Genomic DNA, 18,433 nt, shown 5'->3' with positions numbered 1-18,433 from the left:
CACCAATCCGTTCCAGACGACGGTGTGCATGGCGACGGACTGTAAGGGACAAAAAATTGTTGCAGGCATGAAAAACTGTTTTTCAGGTATCTCGTTGCGTCTGCGTGACATACTCGCGCCGGAGAGACTGGCAGCCTCGCTTGCTAATACCTGATCGCGGCGCGACCTAAAGACTTGGGCCTTCAGGCCGAGCTGAAAACACGTGCAAGCGTTAGCCGCGAGATTACGGTATATATATAAGACCCGAACGTACGCACCTTGATACCAAACGAACATTCGCCGCTCTGAACCAGGCGTATGGTATCGAGACAAAGTTGAGCAAGCTGATCGCTGATTGGCCGGTGTTTGGCTCTCGATCAGCAGCTTCCATTTTGATTCAGATGGACAACGGGCCGGAGTTTCTCAGCAAGGCGTGATGCGCGCACAAGCACATGGCGTCAAGCTGCAGTTCATCCGTCCAGGCAAGCCAGTTGGAAACGTGCACATCGGGAGCTTCAACGGACGACCGCGCGAAGAATGTCTAAACCAGCACGCGTTCGTGAGTCTCGACGATGCACGCAAGCGAATCGAAGCATTGCGCACGGACTACGACTCGGTGCGCCCGCACAGTGCCTTGGGGAACTGGCGCCGGATCAATTCGGGCAACTCGATCAACCGACTACCGGCGAGCCCACTAACTTACGAATGGTGCGCTCGGCGGGGTCAGGTCACAACCGCTCGCTTAATGGTGCTCATATCCGTACACCCAGACTTCGTGCGCGGGAGTAACGGCGGCCCTGCTGGAGGACACGGCGTTGCTGCCGTTGTCAGTGGTGCGCCGACACTCCGGATTGGCAAGCCACGCCGGATGGCGAGGCAACGCTCGCGCGTCGTACCAAAGCAGATGTCGGACGCGAAAGACCTTATGGGCAAAGCGTCTGAGTAGACAGCGATCCTTGTCGTTGCGACGGTGCATCGCCGAATTCCTTACGGACGGCAAAGTCGATGAACGTGCGTACCATGTGGGTCGCATAGCGTTGACCGGCGTACAACATCCAAACGGTTCGCTCGCTACCCTCCAGATCGAATCCGTTCAGCACGGTTGTTAGCTTCCCAGTCCTTAGATGATCCTGGACAAACATGAACGGAAGCCTTGCGATGCCCAGGCCGTCCAATGAGGCGCGAAGGATTGCACTTGCGTTTTGAGCGGCAAGGAAAGGGGCCAGCGTGACTCTGGTGTCGCCAGAAGAATCCGTGAAGGTCCAGTAGCGCATAAGCGATTCACCATCTAGAAGAATGTCGTGGTCGGAAAGCTGCCTAGGAGATTCTGGGACTCCTCTACGTGCCAGATACGAAGGCGAAGCAACGATTACATCCGTTGTGCGCCCGATCGCCCGACAAATCAACGATGAGTCTCGTAGCTTGCGTTCGATCATGATGCAAACCTCGAAGTCCTCGGGCACAATTTGAGAAGCCGTCTCATAAACAGTCATATCAAATCCCACCAAAGGGTTTGAAAGCCGGAACTCTGCTATTAGCGACGGCAGGCCGGTTGACGCGAAGAACGCCGGGACAGCCAGCTTCAATCGCCCCGCCGCTGAACGCGACTCTGCGCGCACTCTATCCTCCATCTGCTCGAGCTGTAGAAGGAGATCGGAGCAGCCTTCGAGATAGGTCTGGCCAGCGGGCGTCAGCGAAACGTGCCGTGTGGTTCTATTTATGAGCCGAAGGTTGAGATGCCTCTCAAGGTTGGTGAGACCGCGGGTGACGGCGGAATTTGAGATACCAAGCTGCCGCGCAGCGTCGCTAAAATTCAGACACTGTGCAACCTTGGAAAAAATGCGCATGGATTCGAACTGATTCATGTCGGCCAGAGATTCTCGGGTCCCGTGAGCATGAGAGTAAGCACGTGACGGCATACGAACGATTGCATTACAAAATCGTTATCTGTTGACAATGTACCAGTGCTACGAAGGTAGCCGCATTGGGATCAGACCTGTCGGTCATGCAGATGCAGCGGCACCCGAGGAGAGATCTTTGTAGAGCAAGGCGATCGGTAAAGATAACGATTTTGTAATCGAATCGACTGTGTTGTGAAAACGCTTATCTGTACGCTTTCGAGTTCTCGGCCGCAATGTACATGTTGTGTCGCTGAAAAAGACGCATTTGCTTCCGATACCGATATCACAAACCCATGAACCAGCTTGCCTCGATTCGAATGTTTGCTGCGGTTGCTCAATGTCTGAGCTTTGCAGAGGCAGCAAGACAGCTTGGAGTGTCCAATTCGGTTGTCACTCGAGGAGTCGCGCTGCTCGAGACTCATCTCGGTGTTCGTCTTGTCAACCGCACGACCAGACACGTTTCGATGACACCGGCGGGTAAGCAGTATCTCTCATGCGCTCTTGATTTGATAAAGCTTCTGGATTCGATGGACGAGTGTGTTGCCGATGTTTCTCGACTACCAGCGGGCACGCTCCGGATATCGGCATCGGCGCCATTTGCATCGACCGACCTCCCTCAGCTACTCGCCGAATATAGAAGCATCCAGCCGCGTATAGACTTCGAGCTGTCCGTCTTCGAGAATCTGTCCGAAGTTGACCCTACGGGGTTCGACGTCTGCTTCAATGCATCGAGACGGCTCGACGATTCATCATTAGTATGCAAGCCGATTGCCCGAACTTGTGACGTGATTGTTGCGAGTCCTGGGTATCTGGAACGTCACCCGGCACCTCGAACGCTCGAGGATCTGCAGTTTCATGACGTACTTCTGGCTTCTGATACCCAAGTCCCTACTGGAAATTTCGGGACTCGAACGGAACTCAGCGTGTTCCCGTAAAGCCGGTTATGAATCTCCAGAGCACGATGGTTTTGAAAAGAGCCGCATGTACCGATCTCGGCGTCGCGAGGCTTCCGAAGTCGGTCATTGCCGAGGAGCTATCTAGCGGGACCCTACGTCCTCTTATGACCGAGGTCGAGCTCCTGGAGAATCAGTGGACGGTCTGGCTCTTGTATCCCGGTCAGCCACATATGTCTCTCGCTCTCCGAACATTCATTGACTTTACAGCGGACCACTATCGGAACACGCAAGTGACGAGAGAGAAGGTCGCAGAGGGCGTGTATTCGTATTCGGTACCCCGGGACGCTGGACAGCGGGAACTGCTGTGGAGTGCATTGTGATGTCCCGCCATGACATAGTCTCCGGAGGTTAAAAGTTAAGCTGACGGACGCAAGATACGTAGCTTGCTTAAGGAATTGAGCCTCCCAGCGGTCAAAACGTTTGATGACGTTAGTAAGTCGATACGACGTTCCAGATCCGCATTGCGCTTAACAGCAGCAGAACTTTCATCACGTAAAGTAAATATCGCCTTGCGCTGTCTAACTGCGCAGTCTTGCGCCGCAGTTGACGAACGTTGCTCACGGAAAAGGCAAGTCATCCTACCGTGTGGGAAGGCGGTAGGGACGTGACGCGTCTTGACCGTGACTTGGCATCTTCGTCTCCTCTATAGCGAGAACGCCCTTGGCAACAGCCTAGAAAATTCTCGTTACCCTACCCGACGCAAACCGAATGTGCGACGCAATAGAGTGTCGGCACCAGAAAATCATTGAAGAATTGATCGAAGCAGCGCTCGGATATTGCCCCGTGGCCGCTTCAGTTTTCGGATCTGTTCAGAAAAACTGAATTTTTGCGAATCGGGTGATAGGCGACTAAAACAAGACTAGCATTCACGTCGCCTCATTTCGCACGGGATGATGCTTCGCAGGGGCATGTCACGTCGCAGTTTAGTCGGAGGAGGACCGCACACACGAAGTCGAAGTAAAGCACATCGTTTCTCCGGTCATCGACACTTCCTCTTAGACCGAGTCGCGATCACACGACACCCAATAACTTTCGGAGAATGAATTGATGAAAAAGACACTGTTTGCCTTTTCCGCTGTTTGCGCACTTACAGGGACAGCGCACGCGCAAAGTAGCGTCACCTTATATGGATTGATCGATGCTGGGATCACGTATACCAACAACCAGCACGGCCATAAAAACGTTCAAGCGACTAGCGGCGACGTGAACGGCTCGCGTTGGGGCGTAAAGGGCGGCGAGGATCTGGGCGATGGATTGAAAGCTATTTTCACTCTGGAAAATGGTTTCAATATCCAGAACGGCCAACTGGGGCAGGGCGGCCGGATGTTCGGTCGACAAGCCTTCGTCGGGCTGTCCGATGACAAGTATGGTACGGTTACCCTCGGTCGCCAATATGACTCTGTCGTTGACTATCTTGCGCCGTTGGCGCTGACGGGCACGCAGTACGGCGGTACTCATTTTGCGCATCCTTACGACAACGATAACCTTGATAACTCGTTCCGGGTGAGCAACTCGGTCAAGTACCAGAGTCTGGATTACGCCGGTCTGAAGTTCGGGGGGCTCTACGGATTCTCCAATCAGGCGGGTGGCTTTTCGTCCAACCGTGCATACAGCGTCGGTCTGTCGTACACCTATGGTCCGCTGAAGGCCGCAGCTGGCTATTTGCAGCTTAACAACGCAGGTTCGACATTCTCCGGCGGCGCCGTTAGCGATGACGCAACGTTCTCCGCTAGCGTACAACGGACGTTCGGCGCTGGGCTCAACTACGCGTTTGGGCCTTCTGTTGCAGGTCTTGTTATTACGCAGACAAGCCTGACATCTCTCACAGGCATTGGGGCATATGCTTCCGGCACGAGTAAAGGTGTTGCACTTGGCGGTGACACTGCGCGATTCACCAACTTTGAGGTGAATGGTCGTTACAATCTGACCCCGGCATTGGCGCTCATAGGTGCCTATACATTCACAGATGCTCGCCTCACGGGTGTCAGCCCGAAATACAATCAGGTTAGCTTGCGTACTGATTATTCGTTATCCAAGCGAACAGACGTTTACATTGAGGGGGTATATCAACATGTCGGTGGAACCGGCAATTCCGGCATCACTGCTGACATTACGGGCCTTTCTGCGTCTTCGACGAACAGCCAAGTAGCCGCAACCATTGGCCTGAGAACTCGCTTTTAATTTGGAATCTTAGCAAAGCTTGCCATCAGTTTGAAGTTGGCATGCTTGCTTATGCGGCTCCGCCGTGCGAGTGCCAACGGCTGCACCAGCTAAGGCCTCCCGCCTGAGCGGTCTCGCGGGTCGGCTCGCTTAGAGCTGCGGACCGCGATGGTGGGACGCTCCGGCAGCACCGAGCGAATTGCGGGGCGATTACACAAAAAGCTCCGCTCCCTTTGCGTTGGCGGCAGTAATTTCTCGCGCGTGGATGCGCTCAGGCTCATCCATTTTGCTGCGGTGGCCGGTTAATGTCCAGCCCTGATGGTTCGGCGCAGATACAACGCTCAAGATCAATGCACAAACGCGTGCGGTCTGACTGAACGCCGACATCACTGCCTGCGTGGTTGATGAATGCAATGGCGTTCACTGGCACCAAGCTCGTTGTGTCTCCGCTCCTTGCCTTCATAGCTAGGATGATAGCCAGACCGACGGCAACGCTGCCGGAGACCACGGTCGGCGTCGGCGCCGACGAGGTCTTGGCGTGAAAGGTCACGTCATCCAGAAACAGACCATGCCGATCTGCAGACGATTGCGACGTTACCTCGGAGAGGTGGCCGCGCAAATTCGGACGGTCGGATAAGTGGAACGCTCGGGGCCTGAGCCGGCGATAATGCCGACAAAGGAACCAGAAAGATGACGAAGAGAACCCGACGAACGCACTCAGCCGCGTGCAAAGCGAAAGTGGCCATGGCGGCGGTCAAGGGTGAGCGGACGCTAGCCGAATTAGCGCAACAGTTCGACGTGGACCCAAACCAGATCACCGAATGGAAGCGGCAGTTGCAGGAACTTGCCGCCGACGTGTTTGGTGCAGGCGGCACGGTGTCGAGCGAGCCGCAAGTCGACTTGAAGGAGCTACATGCGAAGATCGGCCAGCTCACGCTGGAGAACGATTTTTCATATGGCCTGTTTTTGCAAGGAGGACGAGCGTACCTGTCGCTACCGCGATTTCGAACGACAACGTATCCGACCTGATTGGTAACGCGACACATAGCTTTTTATCGACGATGGATCAAGCTCATATCCGCGGGCTGATTACCGCATTTCTCCTTTCCGTCACGGGGCGGCCTCGCTCTTAACCACGGAGATCACGCAGTCGCGTGCTCAAAAAAAGCCTCGAGGGCTCCCCACTTCGCGCCCAGTGCCGCGTTACCGATCAGGTGGAATATAAAGGTTTCGCGATAGCAGTTTCGTATTGAATAAATCGATGAGGATCTATGGAGATGTTCAGACTGTCTGAAGTCGCGTTCCGATGTCCCAGATGAATCCGCATAGTTCACCCGCGATTGCCGCACACGTCTTGTTCTGGTGGAGACCTCGTGCGCGAAGCCGACGAAATCTGTGGCAGAGCTGCGGATTTCGGGGAAGGCGAACGCTCGTTTCGGTGAAGTCGAACAAGCTGGAGGGCGGTGCTGCGAGGTGCATGGATTGTAGCGTGAGTGTTCGGGATCAGGCTACGCCATCATCGGGTTTATTCTTTCGGCGCATCGAGTCGCCCTTCAGCGGATGCTTGTGGGCCTGATGCACGAGGCGATCGAGAATGGCGTCAACGAGCGTCGGATCCTGTAGCCATGCATGCCAGTGTTCGAGCGGCAACTGGCTGGTGATGATCGTCGAGCGTGTGCCGACGCGATCGTCGAGCACCTCGACCAGATCGTTGCGCGCGCCAGAATCGAGATCCTGCAGGCCCCCGCCATCAAGTAATAAAACGTCCATATTTGCGAGTTGCGCGAGGCGTCGGGTGAAGCTGCCGTCACCATGTGCGATCTTCAGTTCCTCGAACAGGCGGGCAACACGCACATACAGTACCGAGAAGCCTTGCCGGCAGGCTTGCTGCGCGAACGCGCAGGCGATCCATGTCTTGCCCGCGCCGGTCGGCCCGCTGAGGATGATGTTCTGGGCGTTGCGAATCCAGTCACAGCCGGCGAGCCTAGCGACGACGCGCTGATCAAGTCCGCGGCTCTGCCGGTATTCGATATCTTCGATGCATGCCTGCGGGTTCTTCAACTTTGAAGCCTTCATCAGGCGTTCGAGTCGTCGCGTGTCGCGCCATGCCAGTTCACGATCGACGACAATGCCAAAGCGCTCTTCGAATGACAGGCTCGAACTGGCGGTGAGCGAGACCTGCTCCTTGAAGGCGCGCGCCATGCCGTCGAGCTTGAGGGCTTTGAGCTGGGAGAGGGTTTGCTGCATCAACATACGTGACCTCCTTGGGTCAGTGGTAATAGTCGGGGCCTCGCACGTTCTCGTGCTCGGGTGAATGCCATTCGGTGAGCTGTAACGGGAGTGCAGGTTGCCGATCCAGACCGGACTTGAGAATCGAGAGCACCGAGCGGCGCGTTGGCGAGCCAATGACGAGCGCGCGCTGGCAGGCGATTTCGAGACGCTCCTTGCCGTACTTGCGAGCGAGCCCCAGCAGGCCAAGGCAGGCCCGGTAGCCCATTTCGGGATGCGGGCGGTTGGTCAGCAGGTGGTTGACGATGGCTTGAGCGCCGGGGCCGATCGAGGCGCCCCAGTTCAGAAGGCTACCCGCGGTCCATTCCATGTGGGCACGATGGGCCGCTGGCATGTGCTCGGGCTGAGTTGTGTGCTTGCCTTTGAGCCGACTGCGTGCGTGTGCGGCGACACGCTTGCCGCCGTGCAGGATCTCAACGCCATGACGGGTGACGCGAGCGTAGACTTCCTGACGAACCAGACTGTGCGGCACGCTGTAATAGTGGTGGTCGACCTCGACGTGGTAATCGATGTTCACGCGGCACTTCTGGAACGTGGCGATCTCGTACCGACGCGCAGGCAGTGCACGCAGCGCCGGCTGGTCGAGCCGTTCGAACCATTCCCGGCGATTGCCCTCGAGCTTCCTGAACGGGCGCTGGTTCAGGTCGGTGATGAGCTTGCCGATCGCTCTGTTCAGTTCGGCAAGACTGAAGAAGCGGTGATTGCGCAGCCGGGCGAGAATCCAGCGCTCGACGATCTGTACGCCGACATCGACCTTGGCCCTGTCCTGTGGCTTGCGCGGCCGCGCCGGGAGCATCGCGGTGGCATAGTGGCTCACGAAGTCCTGCGTAGTTCGACCGAGACCAGGCTCGTACCGGTCAGGCTTCGCATTAGCGCGCGGGGGTTGTCCGGGACGAGCAGTTCAGGAACGCCGCCACAGAATTCCATCGCGTCGATCAGGCCGCCGATCCAGTCCGGCGTCGTCTCCGAGCGTGTCGCACAGGCATACGTGTAATTCGATGCGCCAAGCACAGCAACAAAGAGATGGGCCTGGAAGGCAACCCCGCCGTCGCGAGCGAGGATTGGCATGGTCTGTCCGGCAAAGTCGGCGAACACCTTCTCGCCGGCGCGGTGCTGCTGACGCATTGAACGCTTGAGCGTTTGCGCCCCAGTCCTTGTAGCGCTGACAGAATTGCGTGTAGCGGTACGTGCGCCCGCCGGGATGGGATCCAACGTATTCCTCCCAGAGCAGTTGCAACGTCACGCCCTTGCGGCGCAGTTCCCGGTGGATCACGTTGCAATCTGGCTCGACCCGCTTCGCTGGCGCCGGCGACGAAGCCGGCGACAGGATGCGCCGCTCAAGCTCATCCTCTTTCAGTGACTCGGCCGCAGCCCAATCGAGCCCTGCGGCAGTAGCGAGCTGAAGGTATTGCGTGATCGTCCCGAGGCCGACGCCGAGCGCGCCTGTACCTGTCGGTGCGTGAGATTGCATGCCCACTTCAGGCGGAGCACTTCCTTGATTCTGCGCATGGTCGTCCGGTGAGCCGGCATCGTCGATAACTCCCAAAGGGAGCTACCTTAATGCCGACAGATTGGTCCATACGCAGCACCGCCATGATGAAACCGACGATCCGTTTCGGTTTGCCGAACACTCATTCCGGGAATCCGAACAGGTGTTTCGGCAAATCGAACAACCGTTTCGGAACACCAGCGTCTTTGTTCGGCTTCAACCGAAACGCCTGTTCATCTTCCAGCGAAAATCCTGTTCGACATTGACCCGCGTAAGGTTCATCTCGGTCTCTCCTGGAGTCAAATGGCACAGGTCGTAACGACTCGTCAAGCTTAGTGCGTTTGCATCGCATCCGCCGTTGCTAGGCCAATTCCCTGACGGGACCATGGCGGGAGGCGTTCATTTCATTGATCAAGGACGTTTTACGACTTAAATTTGACGGCGGTTTGCCACGGGCGAGGTCATCAACAAGCCGATAAAGCGTACGAAGCTTCTCGAGCACTTTGCGAATCGGGCCCCATGCCTTATCGGCATGAAGGCATGCGGCGGTTCGCAGCATTGGGCGCGACAACTGGTGGCGCTAGGGCACGAGGTCAAGCTGATGCCAGCGGAATTTGTAAAGGCCTTTAACATCCGTAATAAGAACGACGCAGCAGACGCTCAAGCGATATGGCTCGCGTTGCAGCAGCCGAGCAAACCGGTAGCCGTAAAAACCGAGGCGCAGCAGGCAATCTTGGCGCTACACCGATTGCGCCAGCAGCTGATCAAGTTCCGCACTATGCAGATAAACTGCCTGCGCGGACTCTTGACCGAGTATGGTGAGGTCACTGCACGAGGCCGCCTTGCACTCGATAAGGCAATGCCCGTGATATTGGCGCGCGTTTCTGAACGGCTTCCACTCGCGCTCATTGTTACGCTGCGGGAACAGTGGGCCGCGTTATCGAAAATCGACGATCAAGTGTCTACGATTGAACGGCGACTTCAACAAGCCGCTAATAACGATAACGGCGTCAAAGCGATTACTGCAATACCCGGCGTCGGCACGTTGACCGCGACTGCAGCCGTCGCCTCGATGGGTGACGTGCGTGCCTTCAAATCCGGACGTGAGTTTGCTAGATAGCGTCAAGCGGCACGGCCGGTCGTGTTGCCTCACGGGATGATGTTACTCCCGGCTAATTGTCACCGACGAATCGTTTGTTGGTGAAGGCTGGCGCTGCGTAGCAGCGTCAGCCTTCACCACATCGGTGTCGGAGCCGCTGAGTATTCGGGTCACCAGTTCCCTCGCTCGATCTGCGCGCCACACTTTTACCCGGCGCTGCAGGGTGCGCAGATGAGCGCCGGAATACAGGACGGGAGCCATCGCGGTGAGGCGCTCAGATAGCTGCTTCACTGTAATGTTGGGCTCGGTTTCGAGCCATTCCAGTATCTTGGGCCAGGTATTTTCGAACGGATCTTCCCGAGTACGCCAGTCATGTGGGACGCGCGCTTTGCGGTGATGCGTCGGTCGTATCTCGCCGGCCTGCCACGCTGTCCCGAGACTCGACAGGAAATCCGAGAGCGGGACCTCGGTTGCTGTCGTCGCCGGTGCGGGCAGACCACCGGAAGCGCTGCATTGCGCAACCCGCTGTTGTGCTTCGCGAATTCGATGCAACAAATCCAACGGATCGAGCCTACGAAACCGCGCGCGAAGGCTACGTTTTGTCGTCTCGGGAATAGATGGGGACCGCAGGACGCGTTCAAGCGGCGTCAACGGAGCTTCATAGCGCTTCGTTACCTTGGCGCCGTGACGAGTCTTCGATTTCAATTTGAATGACGGCTGAAAGAAGTTGATGTACAGCCGTGACACTTGATAAAGAGAGGCAAGCGTTTCGGTGGCTTCAAGACCTCGTAACTTGCCGTAGCCCACGAGACGACGTACGACGGAGCCATTCTTCTGCTCAACCCACGCCTGATCGTTCTTCTTATAGGCACGAGAACGGGTCAGCTCGATCCCCGTTGCTTTGCAGAAATCAAAGACAGAAGCGTTCATGAAGGCGCTATCGTTATCACAATCCAGGCCGCGTAGCGGAAACGGCAAGGCAGCGCGAACCTGTTCGACGTGCTCAAGAACGAACGACGCGCTGCGAAACGGCATAGCGAGACATTCGGTCCAGCCCGTGGCGATATCTGTCATCACGAAGCTATGTACAAAGTCACCGTCAATCTTGGTGCCCCCGCAATGCTCAACGAAATCGACCTCCAGATAACCGGGTAGCGGGTTGTTCCAATCGGTGAAGGTCCGAATGGGCACTGCGCGGCGAATCGCATTGCCGATTCCACCAGCTCGGCGGCGCTGGCCGCTGAAAGCTTGCTCGCGCACATCCCGCAGAAGCCGATCAATGGTAGCGGCGCTGATCTGCTTGAGCCGCTGGCGCAGGTCCTTCGATAGCGACAGATGACCATGTCGTGTCATCGAGTCGATCAGCGTTGGGATGAGCGCCTTCAGGCGCTTGCCGCAGATCCGGTCGGCGGCCTCCCATAGCAGGATCAGCGCGGCATGAACGTCATCGTCATAGCGTCGCTGTGGGCCCGGCTTCGCCTTCAGCGGCTGCTGCTCTCGGCAAAGCACTCGAATTGCGTGCTTACGATGATAGCCCGTCAATTCAACGAATTCGTCCAGGATCTGCCGCTTGCCGTTCCGTTCAGAACGGCGGTACCGCTCGCCGACTGCCTCGATCAATTCCCGTCTTGTTGTCATGCTGAGCCGCCTCGTCATAAGTCGCCCCCGCCAGCCGTCTGACAGGTAGCAAAATACTTGAGGCAACGAGCCTAGCTCGGTAACAAAAAACCTGAGTCAATGCGCCGGCCAAAACAATTGTCGCTGCCCAGTTTGCCGCCTGGATTGGCTTGGTGCCCCGGCAGACTGCTTCCGGCGGAAAAGTGGTTCTTGGGCGAATCAGCAGACGTGGCGACACGTACTTGCGCACGTTGCTGATACATGGCGCGCGAAGTGTCCTGTACCGCTACAAGCAACCTAATCCGTGGCTTGAGCAGATCAAACAGCGCGGGCCGGCAAATGTAGTGGTTGTCGCGATAGCAAACAAGATTGCCCGAATAATTTGGGCGATTCTCAGCCATGGCTGCCCTTACCAACAGGGGCACGTCAGTACTAGACCCGCCTAATCGAGAATTCGTCGAGAAGACGGCGTTAGTGTAAGCCCGCTTGTCCAAAGGTTGCGTCGGCAGTCGAAGCGATGACGAGATAGGTCGGACCGGTACTCGCCGAACCTGAATGCGCATACGAGCTTCAAGCTCGCTTGATCAAAGAGGCGCGAGTAAGCGAATTTCATCGGGGCCCGCAGTGTGCATCTTGCACTGCATCAAGGCTGATGGTATGGACTCTCGCCCCCTCCGGGGCGCACACTACCGGAGCCACTTTCGGGAGATTCGAGATGCCTACGCTAACCATTGGTCTTGATATTGCGAAGAACGTGTTCCAGGTTTATGGCGTCGATCGCGGCGGCAGACCTGTCATACAGCGGAAGCTGCGCCGAGCAGATGTGCTGAGGTTCTTCTCGAAACTGGAATCGAGCCTGATCGGCATCGAAGCGTGCCACGGTTCACACTTCTGGGCTCGCGAACTTACCTCACAGGGGCACACAGTACGCCCGCTGCCGACGCAATATGTGAAGCCATTTGTGGTCGGCGGCAAGAACGATGCGAACGATGCTTCAGCCATCTGCGCTGCGGTGTCACGACCGGGTATTCATCCGGTACCGATCAAAAGCGCCGGACAGCAATCATTGCAGTCGGTTCATCGGATGCGTGAGCGGCTCGTTCATGAGCGAACAGCGAAGTCAAACCAGATACGGAGCATGTTTGCCGAAGAGGGGTTCGTCTTTCCGATAGGCATCGTCCAGTTAAGGCAGGGTATCGTGGCTCTAATTAACGATGCCGACGCTCAAGTCACCATTCTGCTTCGCCGGCTTGGTTCGATGTACCTCGAACAGTTGGCAGCGTTACAGCGATGGATCGACGAACTTGCTTCTGAGATTGCCGACATATTCAAACGCAATGAAAGCTGCCAGCGTCTCGCTACGATACCTGGGATCGGACCGCTTGTGGCCACCGCACTGTTCAGCGGGGTCGGAGATCCGCTTCAGTTCAAGAACGGGCGGCAGTTCGCAGCGTGGTTGGGTCTGACACCCAGGCAGCGATCAAGCGGCGGCAAGTCAAAACTGGGTGGCATTACCAAACACGGCGACACCTATCTCCGCACTCTGCTGGTCCAGGGAGCGCGGGCGGTGATGCGCTTTGTCGGGCGTCATGATGACCGGCACAGTTGCTGGATCAAGGCCGTGATGCAACGCCGCCACGTGAGCGTCGCTGCAATCGCTCTCGCGAACAAGACGGCGCGGATAGCGTGGGCAATATTGACCAGTAGTGACAGCTTCAAGTTGGCATAACCGCCCTGTAACGCAGCGAGACACCTTCACTCCATCCACGATTGCGCAAGAAGCGGCAAAGCATGGCGAACCGGTCGGACCGGCGCTTGCATATCCGGCGGCTGCGTTACGAAGCCAAGAGGCCGATGAGGAGCAAGCGCGCAAACTTCCATGATGGCTCGTGCCGAAGGCAGGCACATCAAAAGCCGAATGTACGGACGCAGTCGAGACCTTCGAAATGCACACCGATCTTGCTCATAGGCGGGAGTCCATGTACGGATATACAGCAGCAGTCCATCTACCTTTCAGCGTGCACTTCTGCTTCGCAAATGGGAGGCGTTCATATACATGCGCATGTTCATCCGGTGCGCGGGCATCGTCTCTCCGGCCAAAGCCGGCGAGCATAGCCCGCGTGGTTGATGTCATGCGCAACGCCAATCCTGCCTTCAGGTCCGCTCGGTCACGTTTCCGAAATGACCGGTCACGTTGCCGAAATCGTCGGTCACCATCCCGAAACGGCCAGTCACGTTCGTCCGAAATACGCAAAGTGACGCCCGCCTGCGAGCCTCGGCGCGTTGGGCGGAGGTGTATCGTCGTATGCAGCAGCGCGTGCGAAAGTAGGATTCTGTGCCCTCTGCGGAAATCTTCTGCAACGTCCTCAGGTACTCCAGCTCCAACGCAGTGCGGTTATAGACTGCTTCTGCAAGGCGTTTGCACATGACAGCAGCGGAAGTGACGTACACGTATCCCCGGCGGTCCATCGGCCGAATGGCTCGGTCTTCGCGTTTGAATCGCCATCCGCGGTAACTGGTCTGCATGGTCTTTAGACCACAGCCGTTAATCGTAATGAATGCGCTGGGAAGGCCCATAATTGATTTGCGTCAGGTATTCCGGACCGGAGTCCGACGTTGAGTCTTGACGAAACGGTATAGATCTGTTCATCAGTTCAATAAACGATAGCATGTGAATTGGGGGCTGTGAGGCGTTTTGGGTTTATTTTTCAATTTGCGGTTATTCTTATTAAAATGTCTTAATAAATGAGCGCTGTTTTCTGGCATGTATCGTCTTGACACTGAGGCGCCGTTCGGGCTAGTTGGGAAGACCCGCTGACTTGATGGCAGGGAGTCGCCTGTTACGGCGTGTCAGCGGCGGTCGGCGCGACGCGGATGGCCCATCGAAAGGCGCGGAGGTCCAGTCGTGTCCTCACGCTGCACTCCCTTGGTAAGCTTCACAGCTGCGCCGACGACATTCCCCGCCTTGGCTAGCGGTACCAGACGGCCAGTGTTCGCTGCGACGCGGTTTAAAAACGGGGCCATAACGTCTGCAGGCGCAAATTTTTTAGTGGTTGAAAATCACAGATAAAAATAAATCTGTTTTTAAAAGCATCCACCTTAAATCGGAAAGAGTCGTGCTTTGTCGCTTGTCTAGCCCAAAATTCGAGTGATATAAACCTGTTCAGACGTCTGCTGGTTGACACCGAAAGCCTGTATCCGATTTGATCTTTCGGCCAATGGTGACGACAAATGCGCCTTTAGGGTATTTCCAAAATCTATCGTATTTACAGGGGTGTTTTAATGAGCGGTCCCGTTTATTTTGTTGCGTGTAACTTGAAGAAGGTCGACCGCGAGGTGGTGAAAGCGGACCCGAAGTATGACGTGATAGTGCACGTAGTGACGGAGTCGAATCCGCACTGCCCGTGCATCACGGAAGGCATGGAAGAGGGCGCCATGTACCGGTTCGACGAGTCCAGTTGGTACCGCGTTGCTGACAGATGGAGGGAGTACGTGGACTGGGTTGTTAAGCCCTCAACGCTGGTTGGTCTTGATGGCGACATGCCTGAACAAGACAGCACAGTCGCGTTCCGCGACATTTTCCCGTACGGCCGCAGCGTCTCGGGAACGTTTGGTCCGGTGATGTCGAAGAAGCTCGCTAAAGACTTCGCTCTTTGGGACGAACGCGCGAGGGCTCTTGGTGCGAGGACTTTTACTACTACGGAATGGTCCGCCACATGTTCGAGATGGCTGCTAAAGGCGGCGCATGCTGGCTTCAGTCTTGGTGATTTCCCCGCAAATGGCACTTCCTGATGCGCCGCCTTTCGCCCTCCGCGTGTTCACACCAGGATTTTCGCCGCGCGGTCTGCTTCTGCGAAGCTGGCCACGCAGTGATTTACGCCTTGGGGCGGCCTCCGTCTATGGCCTTGCGGTTGCGCCGGTGGGGAGCGATTCGTGGACTACCGTGGACGAAAGGGCGCTGTGATAGAGGGCGCGGCTGGGGTATGCGAGCCGTGTGACAGCCCGTGGCTTGCGATGTACCTCACGTGGGACGGCACAAGCTATCGAGCTAACCCGGGGGCAGTTCAATCACGTGCATGGCTCTGTGGCGAAGTCGCTTGGCGCGGCGCGAGGTCGCCGGTTCCTCGCCGAAGTAAGGCGCTCGGCGCGTCGGCGTATTTGTGGCGCTCTGGCGGGACCTATCGCTGAGGCGCACTACGAGAACCCGGAGTTCAATGTCTGGGAGGCTGAAGGATGGGTAGATCCCGAAAGCGACGTCGAGAAGGCTACCGGACTGGCTCAGCTTCTACCGTACCGCAGAGAATTTGAGCATGCGCGTGATGTGACATGCGATGCGATGCGTCGGCCGGGCATCTGGTCGCGAGTCACCGCGCTGGCCGACGAATTGGAGCGAAGCGGCAGTATGTATGCTGGCGCAATAGCCGGAATTTCTTCCGCAGCCAGAAGCCGACTGGCCGCCTTCCGGGGCCGCCAGGTGGCGCGATCTGTGTGCTCGCGAGCAGATCGAACCGGGTCACACGAGTCACGTTTCGGCTATACCGTTGCGTTCCGTTCCAATGTATGCGGGCTCTTGGCGGACGGCGGCGCAGAGCGCTGTCGCAGAACAAAAGTCGAAAGCGCTTTGTTCATTCGCGGATGCGGAAGCTTGCGGCGGATCCGGTTGGCGTCAGTTAGAGCTCAAGTTTTGTCACAACCAACAATGCGCGGCTGGCCAGTCCGCTAGCGCTTTCAACTATTCATTTTGAGGAGCAGGCCGTGAGTGTCTTGTTTGCAGCGGGGAAAGGGCTGAAAAGGCTGGATGGGGCAGTCAACTATGATCTCGATGAAGGAGACGTCGACGATATCATTACCGTCCCTGCGTGGACCAATTTGCCATATCTGACTGAGGGGCTTGAAGTCGGCGCTACGTACAAGTGCTCAGAGCAATGCTGGTTCTCCTTTGGCCGCAGGTTCTTCTTCTATGAACAGCTTGCGCGGCTTGCGGATTTCGCCAATTACGAGAAGAGGCCGCCTAGTGCCGACCAGACAGGGCCGTTTCGGGAGCTCTTCCGAGGAGGCGACTTCTTTGGGCCGGTCGTCTCGGCAAAGCTTGCCGCTGACTTCGCTTACTGGGAACCGCTTGCGCGAGCGAGGGGCATGCTTGATGAGTCGTTCTACGAGCACTACGATCGATGGAGCGAAATGTTCAAGTTCGCAGCAAACGATGGGGCATTGTGGCTTCGGGCCTCTTGAGCGAAAGCGGCTCACGTGTTGCACGTCAAAACACGGCGCTTAAGCGGTTAGCTTGGACAATCGGGCATCTCGAACGACGCGTCGCTGACGAAGATGCCTTTTTTGGACGGCGACAATCATGTTGGCCGGTGTAGCGGCGGAGGTTTTGGCCGGTGATGTGGAGTCAAAGGCGGCGTAGCCGCCGAAGGGGACGCATCACCGGCGGCGCCGAGTCGGCTGGGTTCTACGATGGCTGATCGAATAAAAAAGCGATCAGCTACATGTCTGGAACCCGCATTACCGACCAACAGGTTCGCCTCTACATGTCTAAACGCAAACATCACTCGCAGGAGATCGCCGCAGCGAAGGCTGGCATCAGCGTACGCAGCGCCCGGCGCATAGAAGGAGACGCCACGATGCCTTCCCAGAAGCAGCGCGGCTACTGGCGCTCACGCCCCGACCCGTTCGCTGACGTCTGGGACACCGAAGTCGTTCCGATGCTTGCAAATGCGCCGCAACTTCAGGCGATCACGATCCTGCGCAAACTGCAGGACGATCACGCCGGACAGTATCCCGACAGCACACGCCGCACACTTGAGCGGCGCGTGAGGCAATGGAGGGCGATGTCCGGTCCGCCCAAGGAAGTCTTCTTCCCCCAGCAGCATGAGCCCGGCGTACGCGGTCTGTCCGACTTTACCGACATGGCCGGAGTGCGCGTGACGATCGCTGGCATCCAGTTCGATCACCGCCTGTATCACTTCGTGCTCGCGTTCGCACGCTGGGAATACGTCGACGTCGCTGAAGGCGGCGAGAGCTTCGAGGCCCTGTCCATGGGATTGCAGAACGCCCTGTGGCAAGCGGGCGGATGTCCGCGCGAACATCGCACCGATAGCCTGTCAGCGGCGTTCAGAAACCTCGCCGACGAAGACGACTTCACGGCACGCTATGCGGCGCGGCTTGAGCACTACGGCATGCACGGCACGCGCAACAATCGTGGCCTCGGTCACGAGAATGGCAGCGTTGAATCGTCGCATCGCTATCTTAAAGAAGCCGTCGATCAGGCGTTGATGTTGCGCGGTCATCGAGACTTCGCCGATCGTGCCGCCTACAACGAGTTTCTGCGCGAGATCGTCATGCCCCGTAACCGGCGTAACGCGGCGGCGTTCCGCCTTGAGCGCGAACAGCTCATGGATCTGCCGCCAAGGCGCACGACCGACTTCGTAGAGGAAGAAGCGCGCGTCACACGCTGCAGCACATTCACTGTGCGCGGCATTCTGTACAGCGCGCCATCGCGCCTGATTGGTCACCGTCTGAAGGTGCGCGTTTATGGTGACCGGCTTGACTGCTATCTGTCCGGCGCACTGGTGCACAGTACCCCGAGAGGCTCGCTGCCGGCGATAACCGTCGTTCACTGGATTACCGACACTTCATCGAGAGCCTCAAACGCAAGCCACAGGCCTTCAAGGGACTTGCGTTTCGCGACGAGCTGTTTCCGCGTGAAGCCTATCGCCGGACCTGGGAACAGCTGGAGGTGCGATTGGCGCAACGCGAGGCGTGCAAGACGATGGTCGGATTGCTCGAGCTCGCCGCTGGCCTGGCGCACAAGACTCAAGCATGGTCGTCAGCATCCGGCGGAGGCTGCTAGTGTCCACGATGGTCTTTGTTCGCTCTCGCGGCAATGCCATTGGCGCGTTCCTATACCTTCGGCCTCACCCAGGTTACCCGTTGAACG

Annotated in this window: 10 protein-coding genes and 6 pseudogenes; 11 read left to right on the top strand and 5 right to left on the bottom strand. The window is 57.2% G+C overall.

What is annotated here, in order from left to right; genetic code table 11:
• Positions 1-371: 371 nt before the first annotated feature.
• A pseudogene (locus SB753_RS28895) lies at positions 372-619 on the top strand (integrase core domain-containing protein); the annotation flags it as partial.
• Positions 620-902: 283 nt separating this feature from the next.
• Here SB753_RS28895 and SB753_RS28890 read toward each other — a convergent pair.
• On the bottom strand, positions 903-1,844 hold the full coding sequence (locus SB753_RS28890; protein ID WP_410803117.1) for a LysR family transcriptional regulator: 942 nt from the start codon (positions 1,842-1,844) through the stop codon (positions 903-905).
• A 329-nt stretch (positions 1,845-2,173) separates the two neighbouring features.
• Between SB753_RS28890 and SB753_RS28885 the strand changes: the two genes are divergently transcribed.
• The 4 genes and pseudogenes from SB753_RS28885 to SB753_RS28870 all read left to right on the top strand — a co-directional run.
• Positions 2,174-2,815: a LysR family transcriptional regulator gene (locus SB753_RS28885; protein WP_410803115.1), complete on the top strand. Its 642-nt coding sequence runs from the start codon at positions 2,174-2,176 to the stop codon at positions 2,813-2,815.
• Between the two features lie 8 nt (positions 2,816-2,823).
• Positions 2,824-3,156 (top strand): LysR substrate-binding domain-containing protein, encoded by a 333-nt coding sequence (locus SB753_RS28880; RefSeq protein ID WP_410803113.1) that lies wholly within the window; start codon positions 2,824-2,826, stop codon positions 3,154-3,156.
• A 727-nt stretch (positions 3,157-3,883) separates the two neighbouring features.
• A complete protein-coding gene (locus SB753_RS28875) occupies positions 3,884-5,017 on the top strand; it encodes a porin (RefSeq protein WP_410803112.1) in 1,134 nt (377 codons plus the stop codon).
• A gap of 669 nt (positions 5,018-5,686) precedes the next feature.
• Positions 5,687-5,947, top strand: a pseudogene (locus tag SB753_RS28870) (transposase); the annotation flags it as partial.
• Between the two features lie 552 nt (positions 5,948-6,499).
• On the opposite strand, the gene istB reads toward SB753_RS28870, so the two are convergent.
• Positions 6,500-7,249, bottom strand: a complete 750-nt coding sequence (gene istB / locus SB753_RS28865; protein WP_410803110.1) for an IS21-like element helper ATPase IstB — start codon at positions 7,247-7,249, stop codon at positions 6,500-6,502.
• Positions 7,250-7,265: 16 nt separating this feature from the next.
• A pseudogene (gene istA, locus SB753_RS28860) lies at positions 7,266-8,815 on the bottom strand (IS21 family transposase).
• Between the two features lie 422 nt (positions 8,816-9,237).
• Between istA (SB753_RS28860) and SB753_RS28855 the strand changes: the two are divergent.
• Positions 9,238-9,888 (top strand): annotated as a pseudogene (locus SB753_RS28855) (IS110 family transposase); the annotation flags it as partial.
• A gap of 48 nt (positions 9,889-9,936) precedes the next feature.
• On the opposite strand, the gene SB753_RS28850 reads toward SB753_RS28855, so the two are convergent.
• Entirely contained in the window at positions 9,937-11,511 is a 1,575-nt protein-coding gene (locus tag SB753_RS28850) for an integrase catalytic domain-containing protein (protein WP_410803109.1), read from the bottom strand.
• Positions 11,512-11,639: 128 nt separating this feature from the next.
• On the opposite strand from SB753_RS28850, the pseudogene SB753_RS28845 reads away from it, so the two are divergent.
• Together SB753_RS28845 and SB753_RS28840 are read left to right on the top strand one after the other, a co-directional pair.
• Positions 11,640-11,936: pseudogene (locus SB753_RS28845) on the top strand (transposase); the annotation flags it as partial.
• A gap of 269 nt (positions 11,937-12,205) precedes the next feature.
• The gene (locus tag SB753_RS28840; RefSeq protein ID WP_410803107.1) at positions 12,206-13,219 is read left to right on the top strand and encodes an IS110 family transposase; all 1,014 of its coding nucleotides are present in this window, start codon (positions 12,206-12,208) and stop codon (positions 13,217-13,219) included.
• Between the two features lie 425 nt (positions 13,220-13,644).
• On the opposite strand, the gene SB753_RS28835 is transcribed toward SB753_RS28840, so the two are convergent.
• Complete coding sequence (locus SB753_RS28835; RefSeq protein WP_410803106.1) at positions 13,645-14,016, bottom strand: HEPN/Toprim-associated domain-containing protein; 372 nt, start codon at positions 14,014-14,016, stop codon at positions 13,645-13,647.
• Between the two features lie 756 nt (positions 14,017-14,772).
• Between SB753_RS28835 and SB753_RS28830 the strand changes: the two genes are divergently transcribed.
• The 3 genes and pseudogenes from SB753_RS28830 to istA (SB753_RS28820) form a co-directional block, all read left to right on the top strand.
• Positions 14,773-15,282 (top strand): hypothetical protein, encoded by a 510-nt coding sequence (locus SB753_RS28830; RefSeq protein WP_410803104.1) that lies wholly within the window; start codon positions 14,773-14,775, stop codon positions 15,280-15,282.
• Between the two features lie 963 nt (positions 15,283-16,245).
• Positions 16,246-16,722, top strand: a complete 477-nt coding sequence (locus tag SB753_RS28825; RefSeq protein WP_410803102.1) for a hypothetical protein — start codon at positions 16,246-16,248, stop codon at positions 16,720-16,722.
• Between the two features lie 260 nt (positions 16,723-16,982).
• Positions 16,983-18,289 (top strand): annotated as a pseudogene (gene istA / locus SB753_RS28820) (IS21 family transposase); the annotation flags it as partial.
• Positions 18,290-18,433: the final 144 nt, after the last annotated feature.

Origin of the sequence: Paraburkholderia sp. SIMBA_053 (assembly GCF_046534895.1) — a bacterium.
GTDB classification, from domain to species: Bacteria; Pseudomonadota; Gammaproteobacteria; order Burkholderiales; family Burkholderiaceae; genus Paraburkholderia; species Paraburkholderia caledonica.
This window is presented reverse-complemented; position numbering and strand designations above follow the sequence as displayed.